Raw genomic sequence first — 25,380 nt, forward strand, 5'->3', positions numbered from 1 at the left:
ACCGTGGAAAGCCGCTGTTTTTGCTCGAAATTTTCGACCTCCGAGAGTCGTGCGTCAGGGTCAGACTGTGGAGCGCGAGCCTCCGACCGTCGCGATCGACTGTCCGAGGCTGGAACGCGACCCTCCGAGGTCGAAGATTTGAAGCTCGAAGAGCCGAGCGCGAGGCTCAGACTGTGGCGCGCGAGTGTCGGACGGTGATGCGCGACACTCGGAGGGTGGAGATCGAGTGTTTGAGGGTCGAGCGTGGGGCTTCGAGCTTGGCGCTCGAGTGTCTGAAGGTCAAGCTTGGGAGTCGGGGAGTGGACCGCGAGGGCTTGGAGGTGAGTCGTGGCGCATTTGGAGCGACGCCCCGCAAATCAGACCTGCGCTGCCAGCCCCGTCGCTATAATCCTTCCCGCTGCCGCACCAACGGTGGCCGGGCGTGGAAACCCGACATTGACCCAAGGCGGACAGCATGTTGTCCGAGACGCTCACGCACGCTTGTTTTATGGCGGGCCGGGCGGAGCAGCCTACGGGCTGGCTGGCTTCCTTGGGTGTCAGTTTTCCACCTCCGCTGTCGGGCCCGCCACCCTCACGTGGAAATGAGCGGCGGGTCTCCAACTACCCAAGGAGGCTCCATGCCAATCGCTTCATACCCTTCTCCACCGCCTTTCGCCCCTCGCGCCGAGGTCACGTCATCGGCCGCAGGCGCCCTTACCAAGAACCGCATTTACCTGAACGGCGCGCTCGCTGGGCAGGCCTACCTCAAACGCACGCGCACCGCGATGTGTTCCCATGGTCAATGCCGGCCCGGCATGCTGCGTGAGCAGCTTCAGCACTTCTCGGCGCACAGTCTTCCGCCTGCGTTCGTGAAGGGCTTTGTGGACGCGATCGATGTGTACGTGTCGATGTCGCTTGGAGGCCGGGACGTGGATCCGCAAGCATGGGATGTGCTCGCCGCCATTGAGCGGCGTGGCTATAGCGAGCAGTAACGATGGGCTGACGCATTCCGCATCAGTCGACGGCCGCCGGAAGCGTCACCGGCGGCCACTTTACCGTCGGTTCGCGTCCTCACGGGCGATCATTTCAACGCACCTGCGCCCGCCCCGCGCGAAGCTGCGCCGCAACTAGCGCCACCCGTGCGCCATAGCGGCGTGCGGTTTCAAGGTCTCCTGACGACATTTCTTCCGGCGACGCATCGGCGGGCGTCTGCGCCATCGGCGCGATGTACGATCCCATGCGGTTCAGGTCGTCGCGCTTGGAGGTCTTTACGTTCGCAGGCTTGATGTCCATGCTGACCCAGATGCCGCCGTGCTGCCCCGTGAGCAGAACGAAGTATTCGAGCGTGTTGAGCTTGTCGCCATTGATGCTGGCGCTGTTGGTAAAGCCGCCGAAGACCTTGTTTTGCCACGCGCCTTCGAACCAGGGCTTCGACGAAGCGTCTGCAAACTTCTTGAATTGCCAGCTCGGCCCGCCCATGTAGGTCGGCGAGCCGAACAGGATGGCGTCTGCTGCTGCGAGCGTGGCCCAGGCGTCTTCGGAGATATTGCCTTCAGCATCAATTGCGATGAGGTCTGCGCCGGCGCCTTCGGCAACAGCGCTTGCCAAGCGGGCGGTGTGCCCGTAGCCGGAGTGGTAGACGACGGCCGTTTTTGCTGGGGTGGTGGTTTCAGTCATGGTGGCTTCCTATTGTGAACGTGGTCCGCTGCGGACGACATGGGAGGCCACTGTACCGAGCTGTGGCGGCGCTATAAATGACGCCAATTTGAACGTTCTGTTCTTCACCGGATGAACAATGCAAAACCTCGACGCGCTGTTGATCTTTGCCCGTGTGGCCGAAATGACGAGCTTTACGCGCGCGGCGGAAAGCCTCGGCATTCAGAAGGGACGTGTCTCAACGGTGATCCGCACGCTGGAACGGGATGTGGGTGTCGCGCTCCTGCACCGGACCACGCGGAGCGTGCAGCTGACCGAAGACGGCCGCGAATTCTATGCACGCGCCCGCGACCTGCTGGCCGAAGCGCAGGAATTGCAATCGATGTTCCTGGCGAACGGCGGGCCGGTACGCGGGCGGTTGCGCGTTGATCTGCCGACCGAGCTGGCACGTAGCGTCGTGGTGCCTGCGTTGCCGCAATTGATGGCGGCGCACCCGGAGCTGCAACTGGAGCTTTCCAGCACGGATCGGCGCGTGGATATCGTCCAGGAAGGCTTCGACTGCGTGATCCGTTTCGGGCCCGTCACCGATGAAACGATGATTGCGCGGCCGCTCGGCAAGCTGCGCATGACGAATGCGGCAAGCCCCGCGTATCTGGAAAGGTATGGCGTCCCGCATACGCTGGAAGATCTGCTCAGCCAGGGGCATCAGATGGTGCATTACACGCTCACGCTTGGCGCCAGACACGCCGGGTGGCAATACCCCGACGGCGACGGTTATGCGTGGCTGCCGCTGCCAAGTGCCATGCAGGTCAACAGCGTGCAGACGTATCACGCCGCCGGGCTGGCGGGCATTGGATTGATCCAGGCGGGATACACCGCGCTCGCGCCGCATATCCAGAGCGGTGCGCTGGTGGAAGTGCTGCCCGACCTGCGCCCGGAGCCGCTGCCTGCGTCGTTCGTGGTGGCCCATCGGCGCAATTTGTCGCCGCGCGTTCGGGCTTTCATGGCCTGGATCGAAGGGCTGTTGAAGCCTTATCTTGAGTGAGTGTTGCGGGCGGTGGCCTGCTTACATCAACTTGGGTGACGGGCCTCCCGCCATCTCTGGAGGCCCCGAGCGGCGGTGGCACCGCCGGCCATAACGCCGGATGGCGCGATCAGCTCAACGTCGAATCGTCATCCGAGTAATCACTGCCGCCCAGGTCGCTGTCGTCGATCAGCCCAAGGCTGTCGTCGCGCGACGCGGTGTTGGTCGTGCCGCTGTCGTTGTCGTAGTAGTTGTTGATGACGGTTTCCGTGGCGCCGCCCATCACCGGCTGCTGGCCGAAGAAGCCGCCACCGCCACTGTTGTGGTGGAACATGTTCTCGATGCCCTGGAACAGCAGCGCGCCGCCGGCCACGCCGGCTGCGGTGGTCGCGACGCTGCCCAGCGTGCTGCCCAGGCCGCCACTGAAGAAGCCCGAGCGCGCCGGTTGCGCCGGCGCCGGTTGGGCTTGCGGCGGCATCTGCGGCATCTGCGCCGGGGCGGCCTGCTGCGGAGCGTATGCGGGCGTGGGCGTCGGGCTGCCGGCGTGGCTGCCCCAGTTGTTGGCCGAGTCCATGAACGACGCGCTGCGGCCGGCTTGCGCCGCCTGCAACTGGTTCTGCAGCGTGGCGATTTGCGCCTGCGCCGAGGTCAGCGCCTGGTCGAGCAGCATGGCGCGCTGCACGAGCAGATAGGCCGCGTCCGGCTGGCGGGCCACGGCGTCGAGGATGCGGGCTTCGGCCTGCGGGTCCTTGGCTGCGGCGCGGGCTTGCGTCAGTTGGGCCAGGAAGTTTTCCAGCGCTTGCTGTTCTTGCGGGGACATGGTGTGGGGTCCTGTCTGGGTGGGTGCGACGTGACCAAGGTAGGCGTCAAGTCTTAAACGAAAATTAAGGCCCGGCAGCTTCTTGTGTAACGGCCTGTAACCCCAGGCCCCTAGACGGCCGGGCGGTATTGGCTGGGGTTGGCGCCCGACACTTTGCGCATCAGGCGCCGCAGCGCGGTGGCGTCTTCGTAGCCTACGGCTTCGGCCACGCTGTCGATGGTCATGCGGCTGGATTCGATCAGCATGCGGGCGCGGTTCAAGCGCACGCTCTGCACCAGGGCCAGGGTGCTTCTGCCGGTGGCCTCGCGCACGTGCCGCGACAGCGTGCGTTGCGACATGGCCAGCTCGTCGGCCAGCGTCTGCACGCTGGGCGGGTCGGGCAGGGCGGCTTCAATGCGTGCCACCAGCTGGGCAATCAGCGCATTGCCGTTGGCCAGCATGGCGGGCACCACGAACGGCGCCTGCGCGTGGCGCCCGTCGATCAGCAGCACGCGCCCCACGGCATCGGCCAGCGCCACGCCAAAGCGCGTGCGCAGCAGGTGGAGCATCAGGTCGGTCTGCGCAAAGGCGGCGCCGGCGGTGGCGACCGGGCCGTCGGCGCACACCATGCGGTCTGCGTCGACGGTGCATGCGGGTTCCCACTGCCGCAACGTGGCGGCCAACCACCAGGATGTGGTGATACAGCGCCCAGGCAGCAACCCCGCCGCCTGCAACAGAAACACCGCCGAGCACGATGCCGCAACCTGACCGCCCGCCGCCACGTGCGCGGCAAGGGCGCGCGCTGCCCGCTGGGCATCGTCCTGCGCCAGGCGCGTGGCAATCATCTCGGCATGGTCCAGGCCCAGGCCGGGCACGATCCAGGTGCTGCCATCGGGGCGCGGGCGTTTTGGCAGCGCGGTGGCCTGCACTTGCATGCCGTTGCTGAGCTGCACGCTGGGCGCGTCGGCTGAGAGTACGCGCCACGTGGGGCGTGGGGCTTTGATGCGCGGGGCCAGTGTCGACGCGGCCTGCAAGATGTCCAGCGTGGCTGCCACGCTGGTGGCGTAGGCGCCCGAGAGTACGAGGATGGTGAAATCGGCCATGACCAAAGTTGCCCGAAAGATGTCGAAATCGACACTGCCAGTCTAGCGGCTGCGGGGGTTCAATGCAGGCATGTCAACAACGCTCACGAGTGCCCACATGCCGAACATCCTGGTCAAGATTCCTGCCAACACCTTTGACGGCGACGCACGCGCGACGCTCGCACGCCGCATCACCGAGGCTGCGGCGCAGGCCGAGCAGATCCCCGATGATCCGCGCCGGCGGGCGACAACCTGGGTGGTGATGGAAGACGTGCCGGCCGCCTCTTGGTGGTGCGGCGGGGTGGACGTGACAACGCAGGTGGTGCCGTGCCTGGCCATCGCCCACGTGCCGACGGGTGTGCTGGATGCCGATGCGCGTGCGCGCTTCGTTCAGCAGATGCACGAAGCGTTTGCGCAGGCGTTGCCGGCCGCTGATGCGCGGCGCGTGGTGACCTCCGTGATGCTGCATGACGTGGCCGACGGCACCTGGGGCGTAAACGGTGCGCTGTGGGCGTTGCCCGATTTCGCTAGGGCGGCGGGTTATGCACACCTGCAGCACCTCGTCGCCTGAGCCACGCCACTCCAACGGAGCCCACGCATGACAAGCCAGCCCCCGCAGCAGGATGACCGCCTGGAAGACTTCACGCGCCGCCAGATCACGCTGGATGGCATCACCAAGACCGTGTACGTGGCTGGCGCAGGCCCGGGCGTGATCGTCATGGCCGAGATGCCGGGCATCAGCCCGCATGTGGCGCGGTTTGCGCGCTGGGTGCGCGATGCGGGGCTGACGGTCTATATGCCGTCGTTGTTCGGGCGCGATGGCGCGGTGCCCGAGGCGGATGCGGGCGCGGAGGTCTTCCGCCATGCGTGCGTGAGCGCAGAATTCCGCGCCTTTGCGGCCAACCAGTCGAGCCCGGTCACGCAATGGCTGCGCGCGCTGGCGCGGCTGGCGCATGCGGAGTGCGGCGGCCCGGGCGTTGGCGCCATCGGCATGTGCTTCACGGGCAATTTTGCGCTGACGATGATGTTGGAGCCGGCCATGCTGGCGCCCGTGCTGTGCCAACCGTCGTTGCCGTTGAACGCGCCGGGCGGGATCGAGATTGCGCCGGAGGAAGCGGCCGCCGTGCGCCAGCGGCTGGAGCAGGAAGACCTGACCGTGCTGGCCTATCGGTTTGAGGGCGACCGCTTCTGCCGTGCCGAGCGCTTTGCTGCGTATGCGCAGGCGCTGGGCCCGCGCTTTGCGGCGCGCGTGCTGCCCGACAGCGCTGCGCACCCGAATCCGCCGCCGTTCTTTGCCCAGCATGTGCCTTGTCCGCACAGCGTGGTGACCGCCCACCTGATCGACGCCGCCGGCGAGCCCACGTTGGCGGCCCGCGACGAGATCCTGGCGTTCTTCCGGCAGCGCCTGAGCTGAGTGGGGGCTCACATGCGGGTGTGAGCCCGGCGCCGCCCGGTTCGGTGTAAACCCCGGGGCAACGTCTGAGCAAATTGCTTTACAACTAAACTATTCATGACTAAGGTAATACCGCATCAAATGCGGAGCCGTTGTCATGAAGATTGTCTGTATTGGTGGTGGGCCGGCCGGCCTGTACTTTGCCCTGCTGATGAAGCTGCAGGACCCGTCGCACGACATCACCGTGGTGGAGCGCAACCGCCCGTATGACACGTTCGGCTGGGGCGTGGTGTTCTCCGACCAGACGCTGGGCAACCTGCAGCGCGCCGACGCCAAGAGCGCCGCGCAGATCCTCGACGCTTTCAACCACTGGGACGACATTGAAGTCCACATCCGCGGGCAGGTCGTGCGCTCGGGCGGGCACGGCTTCTGCGGCATCGGCCGTAAACGGCTGCTGAACATCCTGCAGGCACGCTGCGAGGAAGAGGGCGTCAAGCTCGTCTTTGAAACCGATGTGCAAGATGACACCGCTTATGCCGATGCCGACCTCATCATTGCCAGCGACGGCCTGAACAGCCGCATCCGCACCAAGTACGCCGCCACGTATCAACCCGATATCGACACACGACGCTGCCGCTTTGTCTGGCTCGGCACGCACAAGCTGTTCGAGGCCTTCACGTTTGCGTTTGAAGAGACCGAGCACGGCTGGTTCCAGGCGCATGCGTACCGCTTTGACGACGAGACCTCCACCTTCATCGTCGAGGCACCCGAGGAGGTATGGCGCGCCGCGGGGTTGGAAACGATGGAGAAGGAAGATGCCATCGCGTATTGCGAGCGGCTCTTCGCCAAGTACCTCGACGGCAACAAGCTGATTTCCAACGCCACGCACCTGCGGGGCTCTGCGCAGTGGATCCGGTTTCCGCGCGTGGTTTGCCGGCACTGGGTGCATACCAATGTGCACAACACGCCGGTGGTGCTGATGGGCGACGCCGCCCACACGGCGCACTTCTCGATTGGCTCGGGCACCAAGCTGGCGCTGGAAGATTCGATTGAACTGGCGCGCAGCATCGGCCAGCACCCCGGCGATTTGCGTGCCGCGCTTGAGCACTACGAGGCGGTGCGCAGCGTGGAAGTGCTGCGTATCCAGAACGCGGCGCGCAACTCGACGGAGTGGTTTGAAAACGTAGACCGCTACGCCAACCTGCCGACCGAGCAGTTTGCGTATTCGTTGCTCACGCGCAGCCAGCGCATCAGCCACGAAAACCTGCGCCAGCGCGACAAGCGCTATCTCGAATCGTTTGAAGACTGGATTGCCGAGCAGGCAGGCGCACCGCGCGGCCCGCAGCACGGCCCGGTGCCGCCGATGTTCACGCCGTTCACGGTGCGTGGCGTCACGCTCAAGAACCGCGTGGTGGTGTCGCCCATGGCGCAGTACTCGTGCGAAGACGGCCAGCCGGCGGACTATCACCTCGTGCACCTGGGCGCCCGCGCCATGGGCGGTGCCGGCCTGGTGATGGCCGAGATGACGTGCGTATCGCCCGATGCGCGCATCACCCCGGGCTGCCCGGGTTTGTGGAACACCGACCAGCGCGACGGCTGGGCGCGCATCGTGCAGTTCGTGCATGCCAACAGCGATGCGAAGCTGGGCATCCAGCTCGGCCATGCCGGTGCCAAGGGCTCCACGCGCGTGGCGTGGGAGGGCATCGATCTGCCGCTGGAAGATGGGCAGAACTGGCCGCTGATCTCCGCATCGCCACAGCAGTATCTGGATGGCGTGAGCCAGTGGTCGCACGCCATGATGCGCGACGACATGGACCGCGTGCGTGATGACTTTGTCCATTCGGCGCGGCTGGCGGCGGAAGCCGGCTTCGACTGGCTGGAACTGCACTGCGCGCACGGCTACCTGCTGTCGTCGTTCATCTCGCCGCTGACGAATCAGCGCAATGACGAATATGGCGGCGTGCTGGAAAACCGGCTGCGTTTTCCGCTGGAAGTCTTCCACGCCGTGCGTGAGGTGTGGCCGAGCACGAAGCCGATGTCGGTGCGCATTTCCGCGCACGACTGGGTGGAAGGCGGCATCACGCCGGACGATGCGGTCGAGATCGCGCGCATCTTCAAGGCCGCAGGCGCCGACATGATCGATTGCTCGTCGGGCCAGGTCAGCAAGAAGGAACAGCCGGTGTACGGCCGCATGTTCCAGACGCCGTTTGCCGACCGCGTGCGCAACGAGGCGGGCATCGCCACCATCGCCGTGGGCGCCATCTCCGAGGCGGACCACGTCAACAGCATCATTGCTGCCGGTCGTGCCGACCTATGCGCCGTGGCGCGTCCGCACCTGGCCAATCCGGCCTGGACGCTGAACGAAGCCGCACGCATCGGCTATCTCGACATGCCGTGGCCCAAGCAGTACCGCGCGGGCAAGCTGCAGCTGGAGCGCAACCTGGAGCGCGAGCGCGCCATGGCGGCGCAGGCGGCGGGGCTGTCTCCGCTGGAGCAGGCCAACCGCATGCAGGGGGTTTGAGATGGCGACCCCTGCAATGCTCGCCGGGCACCACGCCGTCGTTACCGGCGCAGGGCGCGGGATTGGCGCTGCGATTGCCAAGCAACTCGCGGCGCAAGGCGCCACGCTCACGCTGATGGGCCGCAACGCCGACGTGCTGGAAGCCACCGCAAAGACGTTGCCCGACAGCGCCCGCGCGCAGGTCGTGACGTGCGATGTGACCGACGAGGCGAGTGTGGCAGCGGCATTCGAATCCGCACGCGCGGGGCTCGGCCCCATCTCCATCCTCGTCAACAACGCGGGACAGGCGGAGAGCGCACCGTTTGCGAAGACCACGCTTGCTCAATGGCAGCGCATGCTGGCCGTCAACCTGACGGGCACGTTCCTGTGCACGCAGGCGGCGCTGGCCGATGTGCAGGCGTCGGGCCGCGGCCGCATCGTCAACATTGCCAGCACGGCGGGGCAGCGCGGTTATGCGTATGTGTCGGCGTATGTGGCGGCCAAGCATGGGGTGATCGGCCTGACGCGCTCGTTGGCGTTGGAGTTGGCGACGCGCGGCGTCACCGTCAACGCAGTCTGCCCCGGCTATACGGAAACCGACATCGCGCGCGAGAGCATCGATCGCATCGTCGCTCGCACCGGCCGCAGCGCGGAAGAAGCGCGGGCCGAGCTGGTCAAGGGCAACCCGCAAGGCCGGCTGATCACGCCGGACGAAGTGGCGAATGCCGTGGTGTGGCTGTGCTCCGATGGCGCGTCTTCGATTACCGGTCAGGCCATCTCGGTATCCGGCGGGGAGGTGATGTGAGCAAACCACGCAAAACCGCGCTGGCCACGCGCGCCTCAGGCCACCACGCTGTCGTGCGCGCGCTGGGCGACGAACGTATCGGCCTGGAAGCCCGCGCGCATGTGGACGACCACGTGGACGTCAAGATCTGGCTGCGCCTCCTGGCGTGCAGCACGCAGATCGAACAGCAGATCCGCCAGCGCCTGCGCACGCGCTTCAACACCACGCTCCCGCGCTTCGACTATCTGGCGCAGCTCGACCGGCATCCGGACGGCCTGCGCATGAATGTGCTGTCGCGCTACTTGATGGTGACCGGCGGCAACGTCACCGGCCTGACCGACCAGCTGGAGAAGGAAGGGCTTGTCAAACGCGAGGCGGATCCGGATGATCGCCGGTCCTTTCGCGTGCTGCTGACGGACGCCGGCCGTCGGCACTTTGCCGAGATGGCCGCCGAGCACGAACGCTGGCTGATCGAGATGTTCGACGGCCTTGGCATGGCCAACAAAGACGCGCTGTATGCGCAGCTCGGCCACCTGCGCGTGCACCTTGCGCAGCGCGAGCAAGAGCTGGACGCCCGCGAAGATCAACCCTGAACGAACACGACCCAACCATGACGGACCTGAATCACCATGTGGACCCGGCCCTGCTGGCCGGCAACCGCCGGCCGCTGGCGGGCTATCAAGCCAAGCATTTCCTGTGGAGCGTGGAAGGCGGCGTGGCCACCATTACGCTCAACCGGCCCGAGCGCAAGAACCCGCTCACGTTCGATTCGTACGCCGAGCTGCGCGACCTGTTCCATCAGCTCAAGTGGGCGGACGACGTCAAGGCCATCGTGCTGGCCGGCGCGGGCGACAACTTCTGCTCGGGTGGCGACGTGCACGAGATCATCGGCCCGCTCGTGCAACTGAAGGCGCCCGAGCTGCTGATGTTCACGCGCATGACGGGCGAGCTGGTGAAGACCATGCGCGCGTGTCCGCAGCCGATCGTCGCTGCAGTTGACGGCGTGTGTGCCGGTGCGGGCGCCATCCTGGCAATGTCTTCCGACCTGCGCCTGGGCACGGCGCGTAGCAAGACGGCGTTCCTCTTCAACCGCGTCGGCCTGGCCGGCTGCGACATGGGCGCCTGCGCGATCCTGCCGCGCATCATCGGGCAGGGGCGTGCGAGCGAACTGCTCTACACCGGCCGCTCGATGAGCGGCGAAGAAGGTGAGCGCTGGGGCTTCTTCAACCGCCTGTGCGAACCGGCCGAGGTGCTGAGCCAAGCGCAAGCCCTGGCTGCCGACCTGGCCGCCGGCCCGACGTTCGCCAACGGCATCACCAAGACGATGCTGCACCAGGAATGGACGATGACGATCGAGCAGGCCATCGAGGCAGAAGCGCAGGCGCAGGCCATCTGCATGCTGACCGAAGACTTCTCGCGCGCGTATCACGCGTTTGTCGCCAAGCAGAAGCCGGTATTCGAGGGGAACTGAGATGAGCGACAAAGACTATCTGCAATGGCCCTTCTTTGAAGACAAGCACCGCCAGCTCGAAGCCGAACTCGACGCCTGGGCCACGAAAAACATCCCGCACGACCACGGCCCCGATGTGGATGCCGAGTGCCGTGCGCTGGTCAAGTCGCTCGGGCAGGCCGGCTGGCTGCGCCACGCCGTGGGCGGCACGGCGCACGGCGGCGCGGCCGAGAGCATCGACACGCGCGCCATCTGCCTGATCCGCGAGACGCTGGCACGCCATTCCGGCCTGGCCGACTTTGCTTTTGCGATGCAGGGGCTGGGGTCGGGCGCGATTTCGTTGCACGGCACGCCTGAGCAGCGCGAGCGCTATCTGACGAAGGTCGCGCGTGGTGAGGCCATCTCTGCGTTTGCGCTGTCCGAACCCGATGCCGGCTCCGATGTCGCGGCCATGGCTTGCGCCGCGCGTGAGGACGGCACGGATTACGTGCTCGACGGCGAGAAGACGTGGATTTCCAACGGCGGCATCGCCGACTTCTACGTCGTGTTTGCCCGCACCGGCGAGGCGCCGGGCTCGCGCGGCATCAGCGCGTTCATCGTCGAAGCCGGTACGCCGGGCTTTGAGATTGCGGAGCGCATCGACGTGATTGCGCCGCACCCGCTGGCGCGCCTGCGCTTTACCAACTGCCGCATCCCGGCCAGCCAGCGTGTGGGCGCAGCAGGCGAGGGCTTCAAGGTGGCGATGCGAACGCTCGATGTGTTCCGCACGTCGGTGGCGGCAGCCGCGCTGGGGTTTGCACGCCGGGCGCTGGACGAAGCGCTGGCGCGCGCCACCAGCCGCAAGATGTTCGGCGGCGTGCTGGCGGATTTCCAACTGACGCAGGCCAAGCTCGCGCAAATGGCGACCGCCATCGACAGCGCCGCGCTGCTGACATACCGCGCCGCGTGGCAGCGCGACCAGGGCCGCAACGTGACGCGCGAGGCCGCCATGGCCAAGTTGACCGCCACCGAGAACGCGCAGCAGGTGATCGACGCCGCCGTGCAGATGTGGGGCGGCCTGGGCGTGGTGAGCGAACAGCCGGTCGAACGCCTGTACCGCGAGATCCGCTCGCTGCGAATCTACGAAGGCGCGACGGAAGTGCAGCAACTCATCATCGCGCGCGAACTGCTGCGTGCGGCGGCGCCCGCCAAGTCCTGAACACGCCTACGCCCACGTCCACGCTAGAGACGGAGAGTCTTCCATGCCCAGCGCCCATATCGACACCTTCGCCCGCGACCGGCTGCCGCCGGCGGAGCTGCAACCGGTGTACCGCTTCGACCTGCCGGCGTTGCAGTTTCCGCCGCAGCTCAACTGCGCAACCGAACTGCTAGACCGCCGTGTTGCTGCAGGCGAGGGCGGCCGCCTCTGCATCCAGGCGCCCGGCATCCGCTGGACGTACGCCGATCTGCAGGAACACGCCAACCGCATCGCCAACGTGCTGGTCAATGAGATGGGCGTGGTGCCGGGCAACCGCGTGCTGCTGCGCTCGCCGAACAGCCCGATGCTGGCGGCCTGCTGGTTTGCCGTGATGAAGGTGGGCGGCATTGCGGTGACGACCATGCCGTTGCTGCGCGCCAAAGAGCTTGGGCAGATCCTGGGCAAGGGCGAGATCGGCTTCGCGCTGTGCGATGCGCAGCTCGTCGACGAGTTGCGCGATGCCGTGGCGCAAGCCGCCAAGCCGGTGCAGATGCTGTGTTTTCACGATGACACGCCGGAAGGGCTGGAGGCCGCCATGGCACGCCAGCCGGCCACCTTCACCAACGTGGATACGGCGGCAGATGACACGTGCTTGCTCGCCTTCACGTCGGGCACGACGGGCGTGCCGAAAGCGACGATGCATTTTCATCGGGACATCCTCGCCATTTGCGCGTGCTGGCCGCCGCATGTGTTGCAACCGCGCGCGGACGACATCTTCATCGGCAGCCCGCCGATGGCGTTTACGTTCGGGCTCGGCGGCCTGCTGCTGTTTCCGATGAGCATGGGTGCATCAACGGTGCTGCTGGAGAAGGCATCGCCGAACGATCTGGTCGATGGCATCCGCACGTTTGGCGCGACGGTGCTGTTCACGGCCCCCACCACGTACCGCAACATCGCGGCGCGCGGAGACGAGCTGCGTGCCACGCCGCTGCGCCGCTGTGTGTCGGCAGGCGAGGCGCTGCCGGTTGCCACACGCACGCTCTGGAAGAACGCCACCGGCATCGAGCTGATCGACGGCATTGGCGCGACCGAGATGCTGCATATCTTCATCTCCGCCGCCGATGCCGACGTGCGCCCCGGCGCCACCGGCAAGGCCGTCCCCGGCTATGTCGCACAGGTGGTGGACGACGCCGGCAACCCCGTGCCGCCGGGCACGGTGGGCCGCTTGGCTGTGCAAGGCCCGACCGGCTGCCGCTACCTGGCCGACGACCGCCAGCGCGCCTACGTGCGCAACGGCTGGAACCTCACGGGGGATGCCTACGTGATGGACGAGGAAGGCTACTTCCATTACCACTCGCGCACCGACGACATGATCATCTCGTCGGGCTACAACATTGCCGCGCCCGAGGTGGAAGACGCGCTGATGCAACACCCGGCCGTGGCCGAGTGCGGGGTGATCGGCGAGCCCGACGAAGAGCGCGGGCAGATCGTCAAAGCCTTCGTTGTATTGCACGCTGGCCACACGGCGGGGCCGGAGATGGTCAAGACACTGCAGGACTTCGTGAAGCAGACCGTCGCGCCGTACAAGTACCCGCGCGCCATCGAGTTCCGCACGAACCTGCCGCGCAGTGAAGTCGGCAAGCTGCTGCGCTACCGCCTGCGCGAACACGAAAAATCATGAGCAGCTACCACTTCGAGCGTGCCGCGCGCATCCGCTTTGCGCATTGCGACCCGGCCGGCATCGTCTACTTTCCGCAATACCTCGTGCTGTTCAATGGCCTGGTCGAAGACTGGTTTACCGACGGCCTGGGTGTTTCGTATGCGCAGATGCTGGGCCCGCGCCGCATCGGCCTGCCCATCGTCAAGCTGCATTGCGAGTTCAGTGCCATCAGCCGCATGGGCGACGACGTGCAGTTCAAGCTGAAGCTGGAGCGGCTCGGCAATGCGTCGCTCACGTTAGGCCTGGATTGCTGGGCGGGCGACGAGCGGCGCGTGCGCTCTCAGCAGGTGCTGGTATTTACCGATCTCAATACGCATCGCGCGATGCCGATGCCGCCCGATGTGCGGCAGGCGATCGAGGCGAGCGTTCAACAGTCGCAATAGAACTAGAGAACTAGAAGGAATCGCATCATGGAAGTACTCCTCCCCCCTAACTGGCCGCGCCCCAAGGGCTATGCCAACGGTGTATCCGCGCGCGGGCGCATGGTGTTCGTGGCAGGCATGATCGGCTGGGATGCGCAGGGCGTGTTCCATACCGATGACCTGGCCGGTCAGGTCCGTCAGGCATTGCAGAACATCGTCGAGGTACTTGCCGCCGGCGACGCCAAGCCCGAGCACATCGTGCGCATGACGTGGTACGTGACCGACAAGAAGGCTTACGTGGCGGCCTACCCCGAGATCGGCAAGGCGTTCCGCGAGCTGATCGGCAGCTTCAGCATTGCGATGACGGCAGTGGAGGTGGCAGCGCTGGTTGAGGACCGGGCCAAGGTGGAGATCGAGGTGACGGCCGTGGTGCCGGATTAGTCGTATTCGTGAAATACGACGCCGCCAAAGCGCGATCCTTCCGGGCAAGGTGGAATCTGTTTGAAGCAATTTGGGAAATTGCGGTCAGCCTTCTTGGCCATATCGAACCGGCACTTGGAATCGAGCCCGACCGCGAATACCGACGCCGCACCGATCAACATGCAGTACGCCGCACCCGCTGCTCATTGACGTGAGAGTCGGAACATCCCTACCGCTTCGTTGAGGCTATGGGCCTGTTCCTCCAGCGACTCCGCAGCGGCCGCCGCCTGCTCCACCAGCGCGGCGTTCTGCTGCGTCACCTGGTCCATCTGATTGACGGCCTGGTTGACCTGCTCGATGCCGCTGCTCTGCTCTTCCGACGCCGACGAAATTTCGCCCATGATGTCGGTCACGCGCTTCACCGCATCGACGATCTCCGCCATCGTCACACCGGCCTGATCCACCAGCGCCGTGCCGTTGGAAACGCGGTCCACCGAGTCGTGAATCAGCGCCTTGATTTCCTTCGCCGCGCCCGCCGAGCGCTGCGCCAGGCTGCGCACTTCGCTGGCCACCACCGCAAAGCCGCGGCCTTGCTCACCAGCACGCGCGGCTTCCACCGCAGCGTTCAGCGCCAGGATGTTGGTCTGGAACGCGATGCTTTCGATCACGCCGATGATGTCAGCGATCTTCTTGCTGCTCTCGTTGATGCCGCCCATGGTCTGCACCACCTGGCCGACCACGTTGCCGCCGCGCGTGGCAACGTCCGACGCCGTCACGGCAAGCTGGCTGGCCTGACGTGCGTTGTCGGCGTTCTGCTTCACGATGCTCGTGAGCTCTTCCATGCTCGACGCCGTTTCTTCCAGCGAGCTGGCCTGCTCTTCCGTGCGCTGCGAGAGGTCTGCGTTGCCGGCGGCAATTTCCTGCGCGGCCGAGCGCACCGAGTCGCTGCCCAGGCGGATCTGCTGCATCACCGCGGTGAGCTTGTCGGCAAACGTATTGAACGAGCGGGCGATCTGTGCGACTTCGTCTTCGCCATCTGAGGGCAGACGCTTGGTGAGGTCACCGCTGCCTGAGCCAATGTCGTCCATGGCATCGCGGATCATCGACAGGCGGCGGAATGCGCGCGAGGTCATCGCACCGACGATAAGTGCCGCAACGATGGCCACGCCCACCAGCGCGCCGATCGACGTCATCACCAGCGAGCGCATGCCGGCCGTGGCATCAGACTTGTCCAGCGCCACCACCAGGCCCCAGTCGGTGCCTTTTACGCCCTGGCGGTAGAGCAGTTTGGATGCGCCATCCACCGACACTTCCACCGGCTTCTCCGCCTGCGCCAGCGATGTCAGCGTGGCTTCGTTCAGCCCTGCCGACAGATCGGTTGCGGGCTTGAGCGTGAGCTTGTCATTCGGGTGCGCGACGATCTTGCCCGCCGCGTTGACGATAAAGCCGAAGCTGGCTGGCGTCGGGTGAATGGCCTTCACGTTGGCGATCACGCTGTCCATCGCCACGTCACCGCCGATCACGCCCTTGAGACTACCGCCCTGTATGACGGGCACGGCAAATGTCACCACCAGCTTGCCCGTGCTCGCGCTCACGTACGGCGGCGTCACCACAGGCTTGCCCGCCTCCACGGCCTGCTTGTACCAGGGGCGCGCGGTTGGGTCATACGTTGGCGGAATGCCTTCGGGGTTCGAGAACTTGTACGACTTGTCGGGATAACCGACATACACCTTGATCAGTCCACCCGCCTTGGCTACGGTCTGGAACATGGGAACCGGATCGTCTGACAGCGCCGCATCCTGAAGCGCGACGATCAGTTGCAGTTTGCTGGCAATCCAGTCGTCGATACCCGTTGCGTGTCCGTTTGCGACAGATTGCAGATTCGATTGGATAGCCTGTTCATTGTGAGCCTGTGCGACCAGATAGTTGAGACCGCCCGCCAGGACCAGCGCGCAGACCACGATGGTCACACACGCCAGTTGAATCTTCGTTCGAATGGAAGCAAACATGAACAGCCTCTTGAAGTATCGGTGAGGTGCCGCCGGCAGAGAGGCCCGGCTGGTTACACGCTAATCGATCCAAGGCCCCTCCGGCTTTAGCGCTATGCAAAGAATGCATCGGTGGCACCAAAGGGGGGCCATGGGAAGTGTTCGATTCAGCACTCAATCGGCGGTCTTGTCGCTTGGATACTTGAACGAGTCGCGCAGCAGGAAGTTCATCGGGATGTCCAGCCTCACCCCGTTGGGCGGAATCGGTTGCAGGAACCACTTTCTGTAGAGCTTCTCGGCGTCGTAGTCGAGGATGATGTTGGTCATCGCGCGATCAACCAGGTGCTTGAACTCAGCGTCGTCTTTGCTGAGCATGATTGCGTAGGGCTCGACCGTCAGCATGTCTCCGACGACGGCGTACTCGCCCGGGCTCCTGGCGTTGGCGCGGAACCCGTAAAGCAGCACGTCGTCCATTGCAAAGGCATCGGCCTTGCCGCTCTCAACCATGGCAAAGGCTTCGGCATGGTCTTTCGCTTCGAGAATCTTCATGCCCAGCACGCGTGCATCGTTCACCTTGCGCAGTTCGGTGATGTTAGTGGTGCCTTTGGTGGACACCGCAGTCTTGCCGCGCAGATCGTCCCACTTCAGGATGCCCGACGATGTTTTCACGATCATCCGGCTGCCCGCGATGTAATGCGGGATGGTGAACGCCACTTTCTCCCGTCGTTCACGTGTGTTGGTGGTCGAGCCGCATTCGAGGTCGGCCTTGCCCTCGGCAATGGTCGGGATGCGAGAGGAGGGCGTCACCATCACGTACTGCACCTTCAGGTCCGGCCGCTTGAGGTCGATGCGCAGTTTGTCGACCACGCGCAGACAGAGGTCCATGGCATAGCCGACGGGCTTTTTGTCGGTGTCGTAGAACGAGAACGGCACGGAGCTCTCGCGGTATGCGAGGCGGATGGTGCCCGTATCGCGGATGCGGTCAAGGACCGGCGTGGAAGAGGCCAGAGCGAGGCCCGGCGCAAAGATAGACAGCAAAACGACGATTGGCGCTGCGATTGGTCGCGCCCGTGAGAACAACAGTGGCATAGCTAGTTTCCTCCCCCAAAAGAGTCGGTTGCCTTTGCCATGTCGCCAGCAAGACTCCGACGAATGCGACAGCGCAACTTCGGCATGATGTGTTTTGGGTGCCGAAAATTGTGCTCTGAGCGCCCTTAGACGGACGTCATCTGTTTTCTGTCCCGCTCCGGATTGCCTAGCTCAGCTACATTTTTTCGAGCGTTGCTCATTAGGGTCGTGGCCGGCTGAGCAACCATCCGATATCGCCTCCTGCATGCCCTAGATGATGGATCGCATCAGCGCGAAAAGTATTCCGAATGCGCATGGGCCCAGTCCATATCCTCATAACCAGTAGGCCCTGTTTGCCTAACATGGGCAGCATCGGGATGGCGACTTACGAGAAGAAAGCCACAGAGACAGCGCACTGAGCCGGAGCGACCGGCCGTACACAAAAAGGGGGAAACATGAATACCAAACGCTTGACCACCCATATCAGTCTGGCAATGCTGCTAGGCGTTGCCGTCGGGTGGGGCTGCCACGAATACGCCAAGGACGCTGCGGCGGCCAAGGATATCGCTTCGTACTTCGGCATCATCACCGACATCTTCCTGCGCATGATCAAAATGATCATCGCGCCGCTGGTGTTCTCGACGCTGGTGACGGGCCTGGCAAGCATGAGCGGCGGCCGGTCGGTCGGACGCGTGGGTCTGCGTGCAATGCTGTGGTTCGTGTGTGCATCGGCCACGTCGCTGGCGCTGGGCATGCTGCTCGTCAACTTCTTCCAGCCGGGCGTGTACATGAACCTGCCGCTGCCAGAAGCTACTGCCACGGCAGCCTTGAAGACCGGCGACTTCACGCTCAAGGCCTTCATCACGCACGTGTTCCCGCGCAGCATCGTGGAGGCCATGGCCACCAACGAGATCCTGCAGATCCTGGTGTTCTCGCTGTTCTTCGGCGCTGCGCTGTCGACCATGAAGAACCCGATGGACAGCGTGATCGGCCGTGGCCTGGAAGAGCTGACCAAGCTGATGTTCCGCATTACCGATTACGTGATGCGCTTTGCGCCGCTGGGCGTGTTTGCTGCCATGGCCGCCGCCATCACGGTGGAAGGCGTGGGCGTGCTCGTCACGTACGGCAAGCTGATCGGCGAGTTCTATCTGGGCCTGGCGCTGCTTTGGGCCATCTTTTTCTTCGTCGGCTATGTGCTGCTGGGCCGCTCGCTGGGCCGCTTGTTGGGGCTGATTCGCGAGCCGACGATGCTGGCGTTTGCCACGGCAAGCAGCGAATCCGCCTATCCGAAGACGATCGAGGCGCTGGACCGTTTTGGCGTGCCCAAGCGTATCTCCAGCTTCGTGCTGCCGCTGGGGTATTCGTTCAACCTGGATGGCTCGATGATGTATCAGGCGTTTGCGGTGCTGTTCATCGCGCAGGCCTACAATATTCAGATGAGTTTCACCCAGCAACTGACGCTGCTGTTGGTGCTGATGCTCACGAGCAAGGGCATGGCCGGCGTGGCGCGTGCCTCGCTGGTGGTGGTGGCGGCCACGCTGCCGATGTTCCACCTGCCCGAAGCGGGTCTGCTGCTGATCATCGGCATCGACCAGTTCTTCGACATGGGCCGTACGGCCACCAACGTGATCGGCAATAGCCTGGCCACTGCCGTGGTGGCGAAGTACGAACAGGCGGAGCAGCCGAGCGAGCTGGAGACCAGCGGCGCAACCTCGGCCACGCCTTCGGTGTGACGGTTGGGGGACAACCATGAAACAGCACACATTCGGCGTGATTGGTGGGCTCGGGTCGCTGGCCGGCGCCGATCTGTTCTTCAAACTGGTACGTAGCGAGCCCGTGCTGGCGGAGCAGGATGCCTTCCACTTCCTATTCGAGCAGCATCCATTTCGGGATGTACGTGCACCGCTGAATGTGACGTGCAGCATGACGGCACGCAAGCTGTATGTGTTCCAGATGTGCCAGTCGCTTGCGCAGCGAGAAGTGAACTCCATCCTGCTGCCATGCTTCGCCAGCCACACCTTTCGAGAGGAACTGCAGAGCGAGCTGACTGTACCCATTGTCGACATGATGGCGGCGTTGCGGCGGCACGTGGACCGCATCGCCACCAAAGGCGCCGTGCTGGGTGTGGTCGCGTCGGATTTTGTGCGGCGATCCGGCTTGTTCGAGCGGTACTTTGCAGATCGCTACGACATCGTCTATCCCGGCGGCCTCGACCAAGCCTTCGTCATGAACGCCATCTACGGCGAGGACGGTGTCAAGGCAGGCAAGCTGGAAGGTCACGCCGTCGAGCACCTGGCGCATGCGTGCGAAAGCCTGCAGCGACAGGGCGTGGAGTGGATCCTTCCGGGGGTGACTGAGCTGTCGCTGGTTTGCCAGGTGCTGCAGCGCCGCGGCTACCCAGTGCTCGACGGCAACGCCATCTATGCCGAGCACGCGGTGTCATTCACTGCATCGGGGCCACGCCGTGTATTCAAGCTGGGTATCGTCGGCGGTGTCGGCCCGGCAGCCACGGTTGATTTCATGGACAAAGTTGTACGCAGCACGCCAGCGAGCCGAGACCAAGACCACATCAAGATGGTCGTGGAGCAGAACCCTCAGATTCCAGACCGCACCGCACACTTGCTGCATCAGGAGGCTGACCCGACAGTCAGCCTCTACGCGACGTGCAAGCGGCTCGAATCTGAGGGCGCCAGCGCAATCGCTATCCCATGCAATACGGCACACGCGTTCGTCCAGGACATTCAGCCTTACCTGGCGATCCCTATCGTGAATATGCTCACGGAGACGATTGCGTTCATACGCGCACAGTACGGCACCGTTCGGCCCGTGGGACTGCTGGCAACCGCCGGGACGATCGCAAGCCGGGTCTACCACGACGCAGCCCAGGCAGCCGGCATTACGCTGATGACGCCTACAGAGGCGTTCCAGCAGCAAGTCACATCCGCGATCTACGGAGAGCAAGGCGTAAAAGCAGGTTACGTCGATGGGGCTTGCCGTGATTCTCTGCGTGCGGCAATCGAGCATCTGGCACTGTCCGGTGCCAAGGTGATCATCCTGGGCTGCACCGAGCTGCCGCTCATCTACGGAGAAACGACGGCGTTTGCGCTGGCCAACGGCAAATCCGTTGTGCTGGTGGATCCCACCGCCGTGCTGGCGCGACATTGTGTGGGCCTGGCCCAGCCCGAGAAGCTGGCTTTGGCCAGTGAGACGCCGTCGGAATGCGTTTCCGTTTCTGCTTGAGACCCCATTCCCTGATCATCACTGGCGCAGTTTGTTTCGACGATGCAAATGAAATGGCTGGAGGCACTTATTGCGCTTGAGGGAACACGAAGCTTTTCCCACGCCGCACGCAAGCGCTGTCTTTCACAACCGGCCCTGTCCAGGCAAATACAGTCGTTGGAGAAGTGGGCGAGCGTTCCGTTGGTGAATCGTGACGTGCAGCCAATCCAGATGACAGCGGCTGGTCATGAACTGTGCATACATGCCCGATGCATCCTGACGATGCTGTCAGTGGTACAGCGTGATTTCAGATCGAAGCATTCAAACGGAGACTGAATACCGCTGGGTTGCTCGTCCAACCTCGGTGGCCCGACAAGCTTCGCTTTGGATGCCACGCATTCGGATGGTGTACGCCAGCCTCACTGTGGGGCAAGCAGACTTGAACGCGTTCCAACCTGGTTCAATGCGCTCTGCTGACCCATGCCATTCAAACTGCCCCGCATCTCGTCCGGTGCCTCTGTCTCTACACCTTCGTCGTCACAGGCGGTGACCGGCGAGACGAATACGCCATCCACGCCTGCCAGACAGGCGTCTCGCCAGCGTGGCGAACTTGCCGGCTTGAAGAAGGCACCCCCGGCGCCGCCTGCACTGCCGGGCACACCGCAGACCAACGTCGGTGTAGTGAAGCGGGTGGGCAAGGCATTGCGTGCGCAAGTCAAAAGCACATTCAGCTGCGTAACGAAGGACGGCGCGAGCCGACTCGACTGGAACACGCCGTTTAGCGCGCACTCGCGGGCCGGCAGACCGACCACGTTGCGTGATTTCGCGCACGTCAAGCAATCTGCGGCGCGGATGGCCGCCGCGCGCGGTGACGCGCCGCAACCCGGTAGTCCTTCTGGTTCGGCACGCAGAACGGAGCAGGCGCTCAATCAGGCAATGACGGGGCTGCGCACCCAGATTTCAGCGATCACCAATGCCAGCGCCAGTCTCCACGGCGGTCAGCCGCAACCGGCGCAGGCGCTGCAACACGTCGATGATGTCATTGCCTACTGGGAGTCGACGCAAGGGCAAGCGCTGGCTGCGAAAGTCAGCAGCGAACCTGAGACATTCGTTGCGGGAGTCCGGGAGATGGCCGCGGTACATTCGCCAGCCGTTGCCATGGCGGTATCGCTGGCGCTCGTGTCGGCCAAGGAGCGTCTCGATCCGGGCAACGCCACAACGCTCATTGGCGACGTCTTTTCTTATCTGAAGCATGCGGACTTGGGTGCCGAAATCGGTAACGCGAAAACGCATTCCGAGACATCGCGCGACTCTCATATCCTTGCCCTGCGTGGCGCGCTGGAGCAGACGCGCGAGGCCTTGATGGCAAACCGGTGCACCACGGGCGCCGGTTCGGGCGGTGAGTCGTCGTCGGCACCATCCCACGCAATCGATGTCAAGGCGCTCCAGGCCTTCATCCAGACGGTGCGCGATTTCCCCATCGCCATGCGCGGGGCGGCACGACATGCGCCGCAGGCCCTCGCCGATTGGCCGGGTGTGCGCGACAGCCACGGGCAGTTTGATGCGCGCAACGCCGAGGCGGCCGCCGCATGCCTGGCCACGCTCGAAGCGGTGGCCGATGAAATCGGATCGCAACCGGCTGCGCACGCGCAAAAGGGTGCGGCTGAGGTTTCCGCCCATACCGTCGAGAAAATACGCGAGGCGCAGGAGGCGATGATTGCGGTTGTCTCGACGCCGGCGCATCTGCACGCACACGACCAGCAGCTCAAGCATGCCGAATCGGGGCGGGCAGTTGCGTGGGGCGCTTTACAGCATGCCGCGACCACAGGCAATTTCGAGGCCATGCTCGCGGCCACGGGCAACCGTAATCTTGACGCAACTGATCAAGGCAATCTGCGTGTCCATCTGCAGGCCGGCGCCGCGATTGCCACGGCACTGAAGGCCCAGCCGACCCCGGAGGCGCTGATTGCAGCGCGGCTCGCTCCACACGAGGCCGTGTCGAGCGCGACGAACTTCGCCCAGCGCGTGAGCGATGCAAGCGCAAAGCTCATCCACGGTGTCGGTCCGGCAACCTTGAGCGCCGCTGAAAAGAGTGATCTGGTCGCGTGGCGCAACGGCTTCACTGACGATGCACCGGGTTCCGAATTGAGCCAGTTCAAGGCTCGCTTATTCAAGTCACTTGCGTGGGTCGATCGGATGGACGACGACCGGCGCGCGACATTGCCAAGCAACCACAAATCGCCGCTCTCCGCCGCGCGCAATGGCATGGCGCAGGGCGATCGCGCGGTGTTGGCGAACGAGCAGAAAGCGTTGATAGCTGAGCTCGCGAAACCGGCGGTCGACGAGGTGGTGCAGGCCGTCGCTGTTGAGATGGAGCACCTTTGCGGTAGCTCCCCGCCCGCAGCGACTGAAGCCGGAGAAGGGGCTTCCCATCGCCCCAATGCGTTGAGCGACACCCATTGCCAGTGGATCGCCCTGCGCGTCGCGCTTGAAGACTGGATGCCCGAGCACAAGGCCGCCCGCCAGGGGCATCAACTCGTGCTGGGCCGCGAACTCTCGCCCGCAGCATTGCCGGAAGACGTTGAGCAGCGTATTCGCAAGTTCACGGAAGACGCTGCACACAAGGTGACATCGGGCTCTCCGGAGGCTCTTGAGCAGGCGATTGCAGGCGTCAGGCAGCATCTCGGCAATGTCCGTCTTGGCTTTGAAGACCTGCATGCGCTTGCAAACTTCCTCAATGTCGAACGGGCCGAGCCTTTCCAAAAGGCAATGGAAGCCGCCCGGAAAATTGCCACAGCGCCGCCGCTGGCCCCGCCTGACCGATCGCAGCAGAGCGTGCGTGCCATGCTGGTGGATTACCTGAAGACGATTCCGGGTGGCAACACGGTGCGGTTCAGTCGCGGCACCACCGGCGGGTTCAGTACCAAGGGCATTACCAAGGCGCTCGTCAACGCCAAGAAGCGGCTGCTGGGCGTGCCGGTGGCCGGCAATGCCCGTGTCGATCTACGTTATGAGAAAGGGCGCGAAGCGGCGGTCTCCATGTCGTACCCCGTGCACGCCGCCGAGTTGTTCATCGGCACCGAAAAGCGCCACCGTGGGCGCATCGGCGCGGGCTGTTTCTTTGGCGCCAAGCTGTTCAAATGCTGCCGCACTGGCGCCAACGTTGATGTGAATCCGTACGAGCACGAGCGCACGGACGCCACTGGCATCATGGTCCGCATCCCGCGCCGGACGGCGGCTAAAGATGCGGAAGTCCGCGCGCTGTTCTCGCGCGTTACCGACTTCATGTTCTCGGCCGCGGATGCCCGGCGCCGCTCGCCCGCAGGCATGCCCGATGCCGATGCGCTTTTCCACGCCTTTGCCAGCGAGTTCTACGCCGAGCACGATCTTTCGATCAGCTGGATCAACCAGAAGACGCGCGCGCATCGCAGCGAGATGTCGGCGGGAATCGGCATATCCGTCAGCAAGCTGCTGAATCCCAGCCAACACCGCGCGAGCAGGCAGGAGACAGGTGCGCTCGGCACCAGCCTCGGCTACTCGTTCGAGAAGCAATGGCTATCGACATTCAAGCAGCTCGACGCGACCGGCACGTACCGGATTGCCAACCTGCGCGAGCAGAAGCTCAGCCGACACAAGATCAACCTTGGGCTCACTACGTCGGCAGTGACGGGCACGATCGGCAATACGTCGGCCGATCTGTTTGGGGGTGGCGCGGTGGTCAAAGAGCGCGGCACAAACGTAAAGCTGCGCCTGGCGATCGATCGGGACAATGTGCTGCCGACAAAGTCGGTGGCCGATTTCGAATTCGACAGCTTCCACGACTACGCGCGGTATGTCGAAGCGACCAAGCAGGAGTGGGTGAAGTTCTTCGCCTATCCCCACCGGAACGATCCGGATGGCGGCCTGGCGAAGGGGCTCAAGGCCGTCAACGACAATCTCGATACTGCGCGTCTGCTGGACAGCCCATACAACGCGTTCTTTGTGCGGCGCGCCCTCACCGCGGATGCTGCGAAAACGCTCAACGATCTGCAGCAGCTTTCGCTGGTGACGCCGCAAAGCGAGACCAAGCTGCACGAGCAGCTCGCTGCGTCCTACACGAAGACCATCAACGCCCCCAATTCCTGGATGCCGATCGGCTTGCGTGCTTACGAAAAATACAGCGAGGCCGACGGGTTCAACGTCAACGCGGGTTTGCGGTTGACGCAGAACACCGGGCTCAAGGTTGAGCGGCAGATCGTGTTCGATACGATCGACGCCAAGCTGCTGAAAGAGTACGAAGCGCAGTTGAAAGAAGGTCAGAACACGCCGCCACATTCAGCGGCAACACAAGACCCGCCCCGCGTGCCGCTATCGACTCGCCCGCTGCAGCGCCAAGGGTCATCTGACATCCCGCTGTATCAGAGCGTGCAAGGCGCGCGTTCCGAAATCGAACCGGCGCACGAAGAGTCCGACCGCGAGCCGGTTTCCGTCCCGCCGCGCGGGCAGCGATCCCCTTCGCTTGCCGACATGTTGGCGATGTCTCCGCCGCGTTCGCGGCCCGACGACACGCGCGCGCATCTGGGGCGTCTGAAACAGCAAATGGACGCGAAGGCAGGCATTGCTTCCGCTCCCAAAAAGTCCGGCACCCTGTCCAGCAAGCTGTTTGGGCAGCGCAAGGCCCAGCCGAAGCCCGCCACACCTGCTCAGTCCAGCGATAAATCCAGCGGCAACAGGTAGCGTCCGAGGGCCCGTGCGTGACGGAGCAGCCAGTCACCCCGCG

22 protein-coding genes are annotated in these 25,380 nt (G+C 64.3%); 17 read left to right on the forward strand and 5 right to left on the reverse strand.

The features are described from left to right. The first annotated feature begins 617 nt into the window (after positions 1-617). Positions 618-971: a hypothetical protein gene (locus NG898_RS20305; protein ID WP_252694102.1), complete on the forward strand. Its 354-nt coding sequence runs from the start codon at positions 618-620 to the stop codon at positions 969-971. 94 nt (positions 972-1,065) lie between these two features. Here NG898_RS20305 and NG898_RS20310 read toward each other — a convergent pair whose 3' ends face one another. After that, positions 1,066-1,656 (reverse strand): flavodoxin family protein, encoded by a 591-nt coding sequence (locus NG898_RS20310; RefSeq protein ID WP_252694103.1) that lies wholly within the window; start codon positions 1,654-1,656, stop codon positions 1,066-1,068. Between the two features lie 118 nt (positions 1,657-1,774). Here NG898_RS20310 and NG898_RS20315 point away from each other — a divergent pair, with 118 nt between their 5' ends. Then, on the forward strand, positions 1,775-2,680 hold the full coding sequence (locus tag NG898_RS20315) for a LysR family transcriptional regulator (protein WP_252694104.1): 906 nt from the start codon (positions 1,775-1,777) through the stop codon (positions 2,678-2,680). A 109-nt stretch (positions 2,681-2,789) separates the two neighbouring features. On the opposite strand, the gene NG898_RS20320 is transcribed toward NG898_RS20315, so the two are convergent. Both NG898_RS20320 and NG898_RS20325 read right to left on the reverse strand, forming a co-directional pair. Then, entirely contained in the window at positions 2,790-3,479 is a 690-nt protein-coding gene (locus NG898_RS20320; protein ID WP_252694106.1) for a DUF2076 domain-containing protein, read from the reverse strand. Positions 3,480-3,589: 110 nt separating this feature from the next. Then, positions 3,590-4,561 carry a GlxA family transcriptional regulator gene (locus NG898_RS20325; protein WP_252694110.1) on the reverse strand — a complete coding sequence of 324 codons (972 nt, stop codon included), beginning with the start codon at positions 4,559-4,561 and terminating at the stop codon, positions 3,590-3,592. A gap of 97 nt (positions 4,562-4,658) precedes the next feature. Between NG898_RS20325 and NG898_RS20330 the strand changes: the two genes are divergently transcribed. The 11 genes from NG898_RS20330 to NG898_RS20380 all read left to right on the forward strand — a co-directional run bounded on the left by NG898_RS20330 (position 4,659) and on the right by NG898_RS20380 (position 14,561). Continuing rightward, the gene (locus NG898_RS20330) at positions 4,659-5,111 is read left to right on the forward strand and encodes a tautomerase family protein (RefSeq protein ID WP_252694111.1); all 453 of its coding nucleotides are present in this window, start codon (positions 4,659-4,661) and stop codon (positions 5,109-5,111) included. A 27-nt stretch (positions 5,112-5,138) separates the two neighbouring features. After that, positions 5,139-5,954, forward strand: a complete 816-nt coding sequence (locus tag NG898_RS20335; RefSeq protein ID WP_252694112.1) for a dienelactone hydrolase family protein — start codon at positions 5,139-5,141, stop codon at positions 5,952-5,954. Between the two features lie 136 nt (positions 5,955-6,090). After that, positions 6,091-8,454 (forward strand): bifunctional salicylyl-CoA 5-hydroxylase/oxidoreductase, encoded by a 2,364-nt coding sequence (locus tag NG898_RS20340; protein WP_252694113.1) that lies wholly within the window; start codon positions 6,091-6,093, stop codon positions 8,452-8,454. 1 nt (position 8,455) lies between these two features. Then, positions 8,456-9,238: an SDR family NAD(P)-dependent oxidoreductase gene (locus NG898_RS20345; protein WP_252694114.1), complete on the forward strand. Its 783-nt coding sequence runs from the start codon at positions 8,456-8,458 to the stop codon at positions 9,236-9,238. Then, entirely contained in the window at positions 9,235-9,810 is a 576-nt protein-coding gene (locus tag NG898_RS20350) for a MarR family winged helix-turn-helix transcriptional regulator (RefSeq protein ID WP_252694115.1), read from the forward strand. The genes NG898_RS20345 and NG898_RS20350 overlap by 4 nt, the downstream gene beginning before the upstream one ends. Positions 9,811-9,827: 17 nt before the next feature. Next, entirely contained in the window at positions 9,828-10,688 is an 861-nt protein-coding gene (locus tag NG898_RS20355; RefSeq protein WP_252694116.1) for an enoyl-CoA hydratase family protein, read from the forward strand. Position 10,689: 1 nt separating this feature from the next. Next, on the forward strand, positions 10,690-11,865 hold the full coding sequence (locus NG898_RS20360; RefSeq protein WP_252694117.1) for an acyl-CoA dehydrogenase family protein: 1,176 nt from the start codon (positions 10,690-10,692) through the stop codon (positions 11,863-11,865). A gap of 43 nt (positions 11,866-11,908) precedes the next feature. Then, a complete protein-coding gene (locus NG898_RS20365; RefSeq protein WP_252694118.1) occupies positions 11,909-13,525 on the forward strand; it encodes an AMP-binding protein in 1,617 nt (538 codons plus the stop codon). Next, entirely contained in the window at positions 13,522-13,947 is a 426-nt protein-coding gene (locus tag NG898_RS20370; protein ID WP_252694119.1) for an acyl-CoA thioesterase, read from the forward strand. The genes NG898_RS20365 and NG898_RS20370 overlap by 4 nt, the downstream gene beginning before the upstream one ends. Positions 13,948-13,974: 27 nt before the next feature. Then, a complete protein-coding gene (locus NG898_RS20375) occupies positions 13,975-14,367 on the forward strand; it encodes a RidA family protein (RefSeq protein WP_027679568.1) in 393 nt (130 codons plus the stop codon). A gap of 8 nt (positions 14,368-14,375) precedes the next feature. Then, the gene (locus NG898_RS20380; protein WP_252694120.1) at positions 14,376-14,561 is read left to right on the forward strand and encodes a hypothetical protein; all 186 of its coding nucleotides are present in this window, start codon (positions 14,376-14,378) and stop codon (positions 14,559-14,561) included. Here NG898_RS20380 and NG898_RS20385 read toward each other — a convergent pair. Together NG898_RS20385 and NG898_RS20390 are read right to left on the reverse strand one after the other, a co-directional pair. After that, on the reverse strand, positions 14,550-16,355 hold the full coding sequence (locus tag NG898_RS20385; RefSeq protein ID WP_252694121.1) for a methyl-accepting chemotaxis protein: 1,806 nt from the start codon (positions 16,353-16,355) through the stop codon (positions 14,550-14,552). The two genes, NG898_RS20380 and NG898_RS20385, sit on opposite strands and share 12 nt — an antisense overlap. Before the next feature lie 153 nt (positions 16,356-16,508). Further along, complete coding sequence (locus NG898_RS20390) at positions 16,509-17,423, reverse strand: amino acid ABC transporter substrate-binding protein (protein ID WP_252694123.1); 915 nt, start codon at positions 17,421-17,423, stop codon at positions 16,509-16,511. Between the two features lie 434 nt (positions 17,424-17,857). Here NG898_RS20390 and NG898_RS20395 point away from each other — a divergent pair, with 434 nt between their 5' ends. From NG898_RS20395 to NG898_RS20405, 4 genes are all read left to right on the forward strand, one after another. Further along, positions 17,858-19,135 (forward strand): dicarboxylate/amino acid:cation symporter, encoded by a 1,278-nt coding sequence (locus tag NG898_RS20395; RefSeq protein ID WP_252694124.1) that lies wholly within the window; start codon positions 17,858-17,860, stop codon positions 19,133-19,135. A 16-nt stretch (positions 19,136-19,151) separates the two neighbouring features. Next, positions 19,152-20,642: a cysteate racemase gene (cuyB, locus tag NG898_RS20400; RefSeq protein ID WP_252694125.1), complete on the forward strand. Its 1,491-nt coding sequence runs from the start codon at positions 19,152-19,154 to the stop codon at positions 20,640-20,642. A gap of 48 nt (positions 20,643-20,690) precedes the next feature. Further along, positions 20,691-20,957, forward strand: coding sequence for a LysR family transcriptional regulator (locus tag NG898_RS26255; protein ID WP_392397901.1), 267 nt, complete (start codon positions 20,691-20,693; stop codon positions 20,955-20,957). A gap of 144 nt (positions 20,958-21,101) precedes the next feature. Continuing rightward, positions 21,102-25,337, forward strand: a complete 4,236-nt coding sequence (locus NG898_RS20405) for a hypothetical protein (RefSeq protein WP_252694126.1) — start codon at positions 21,102-21,104, stop codon at positions 25,335-25,337. The last annotated feature ends 43 nt before the right edge of the window (positions 25,338-25,380 follow it).

The sequence above is a fragment of the Ralstonia mojiangensis genome (assembly GCF_023955645.1).
GTDB lineage: Bacteria > Pseudomonadota > Gammaproteobacteria > Burkholderiales > Burkholderiaceae > Ralstonia > Ralstonia mojiangensis.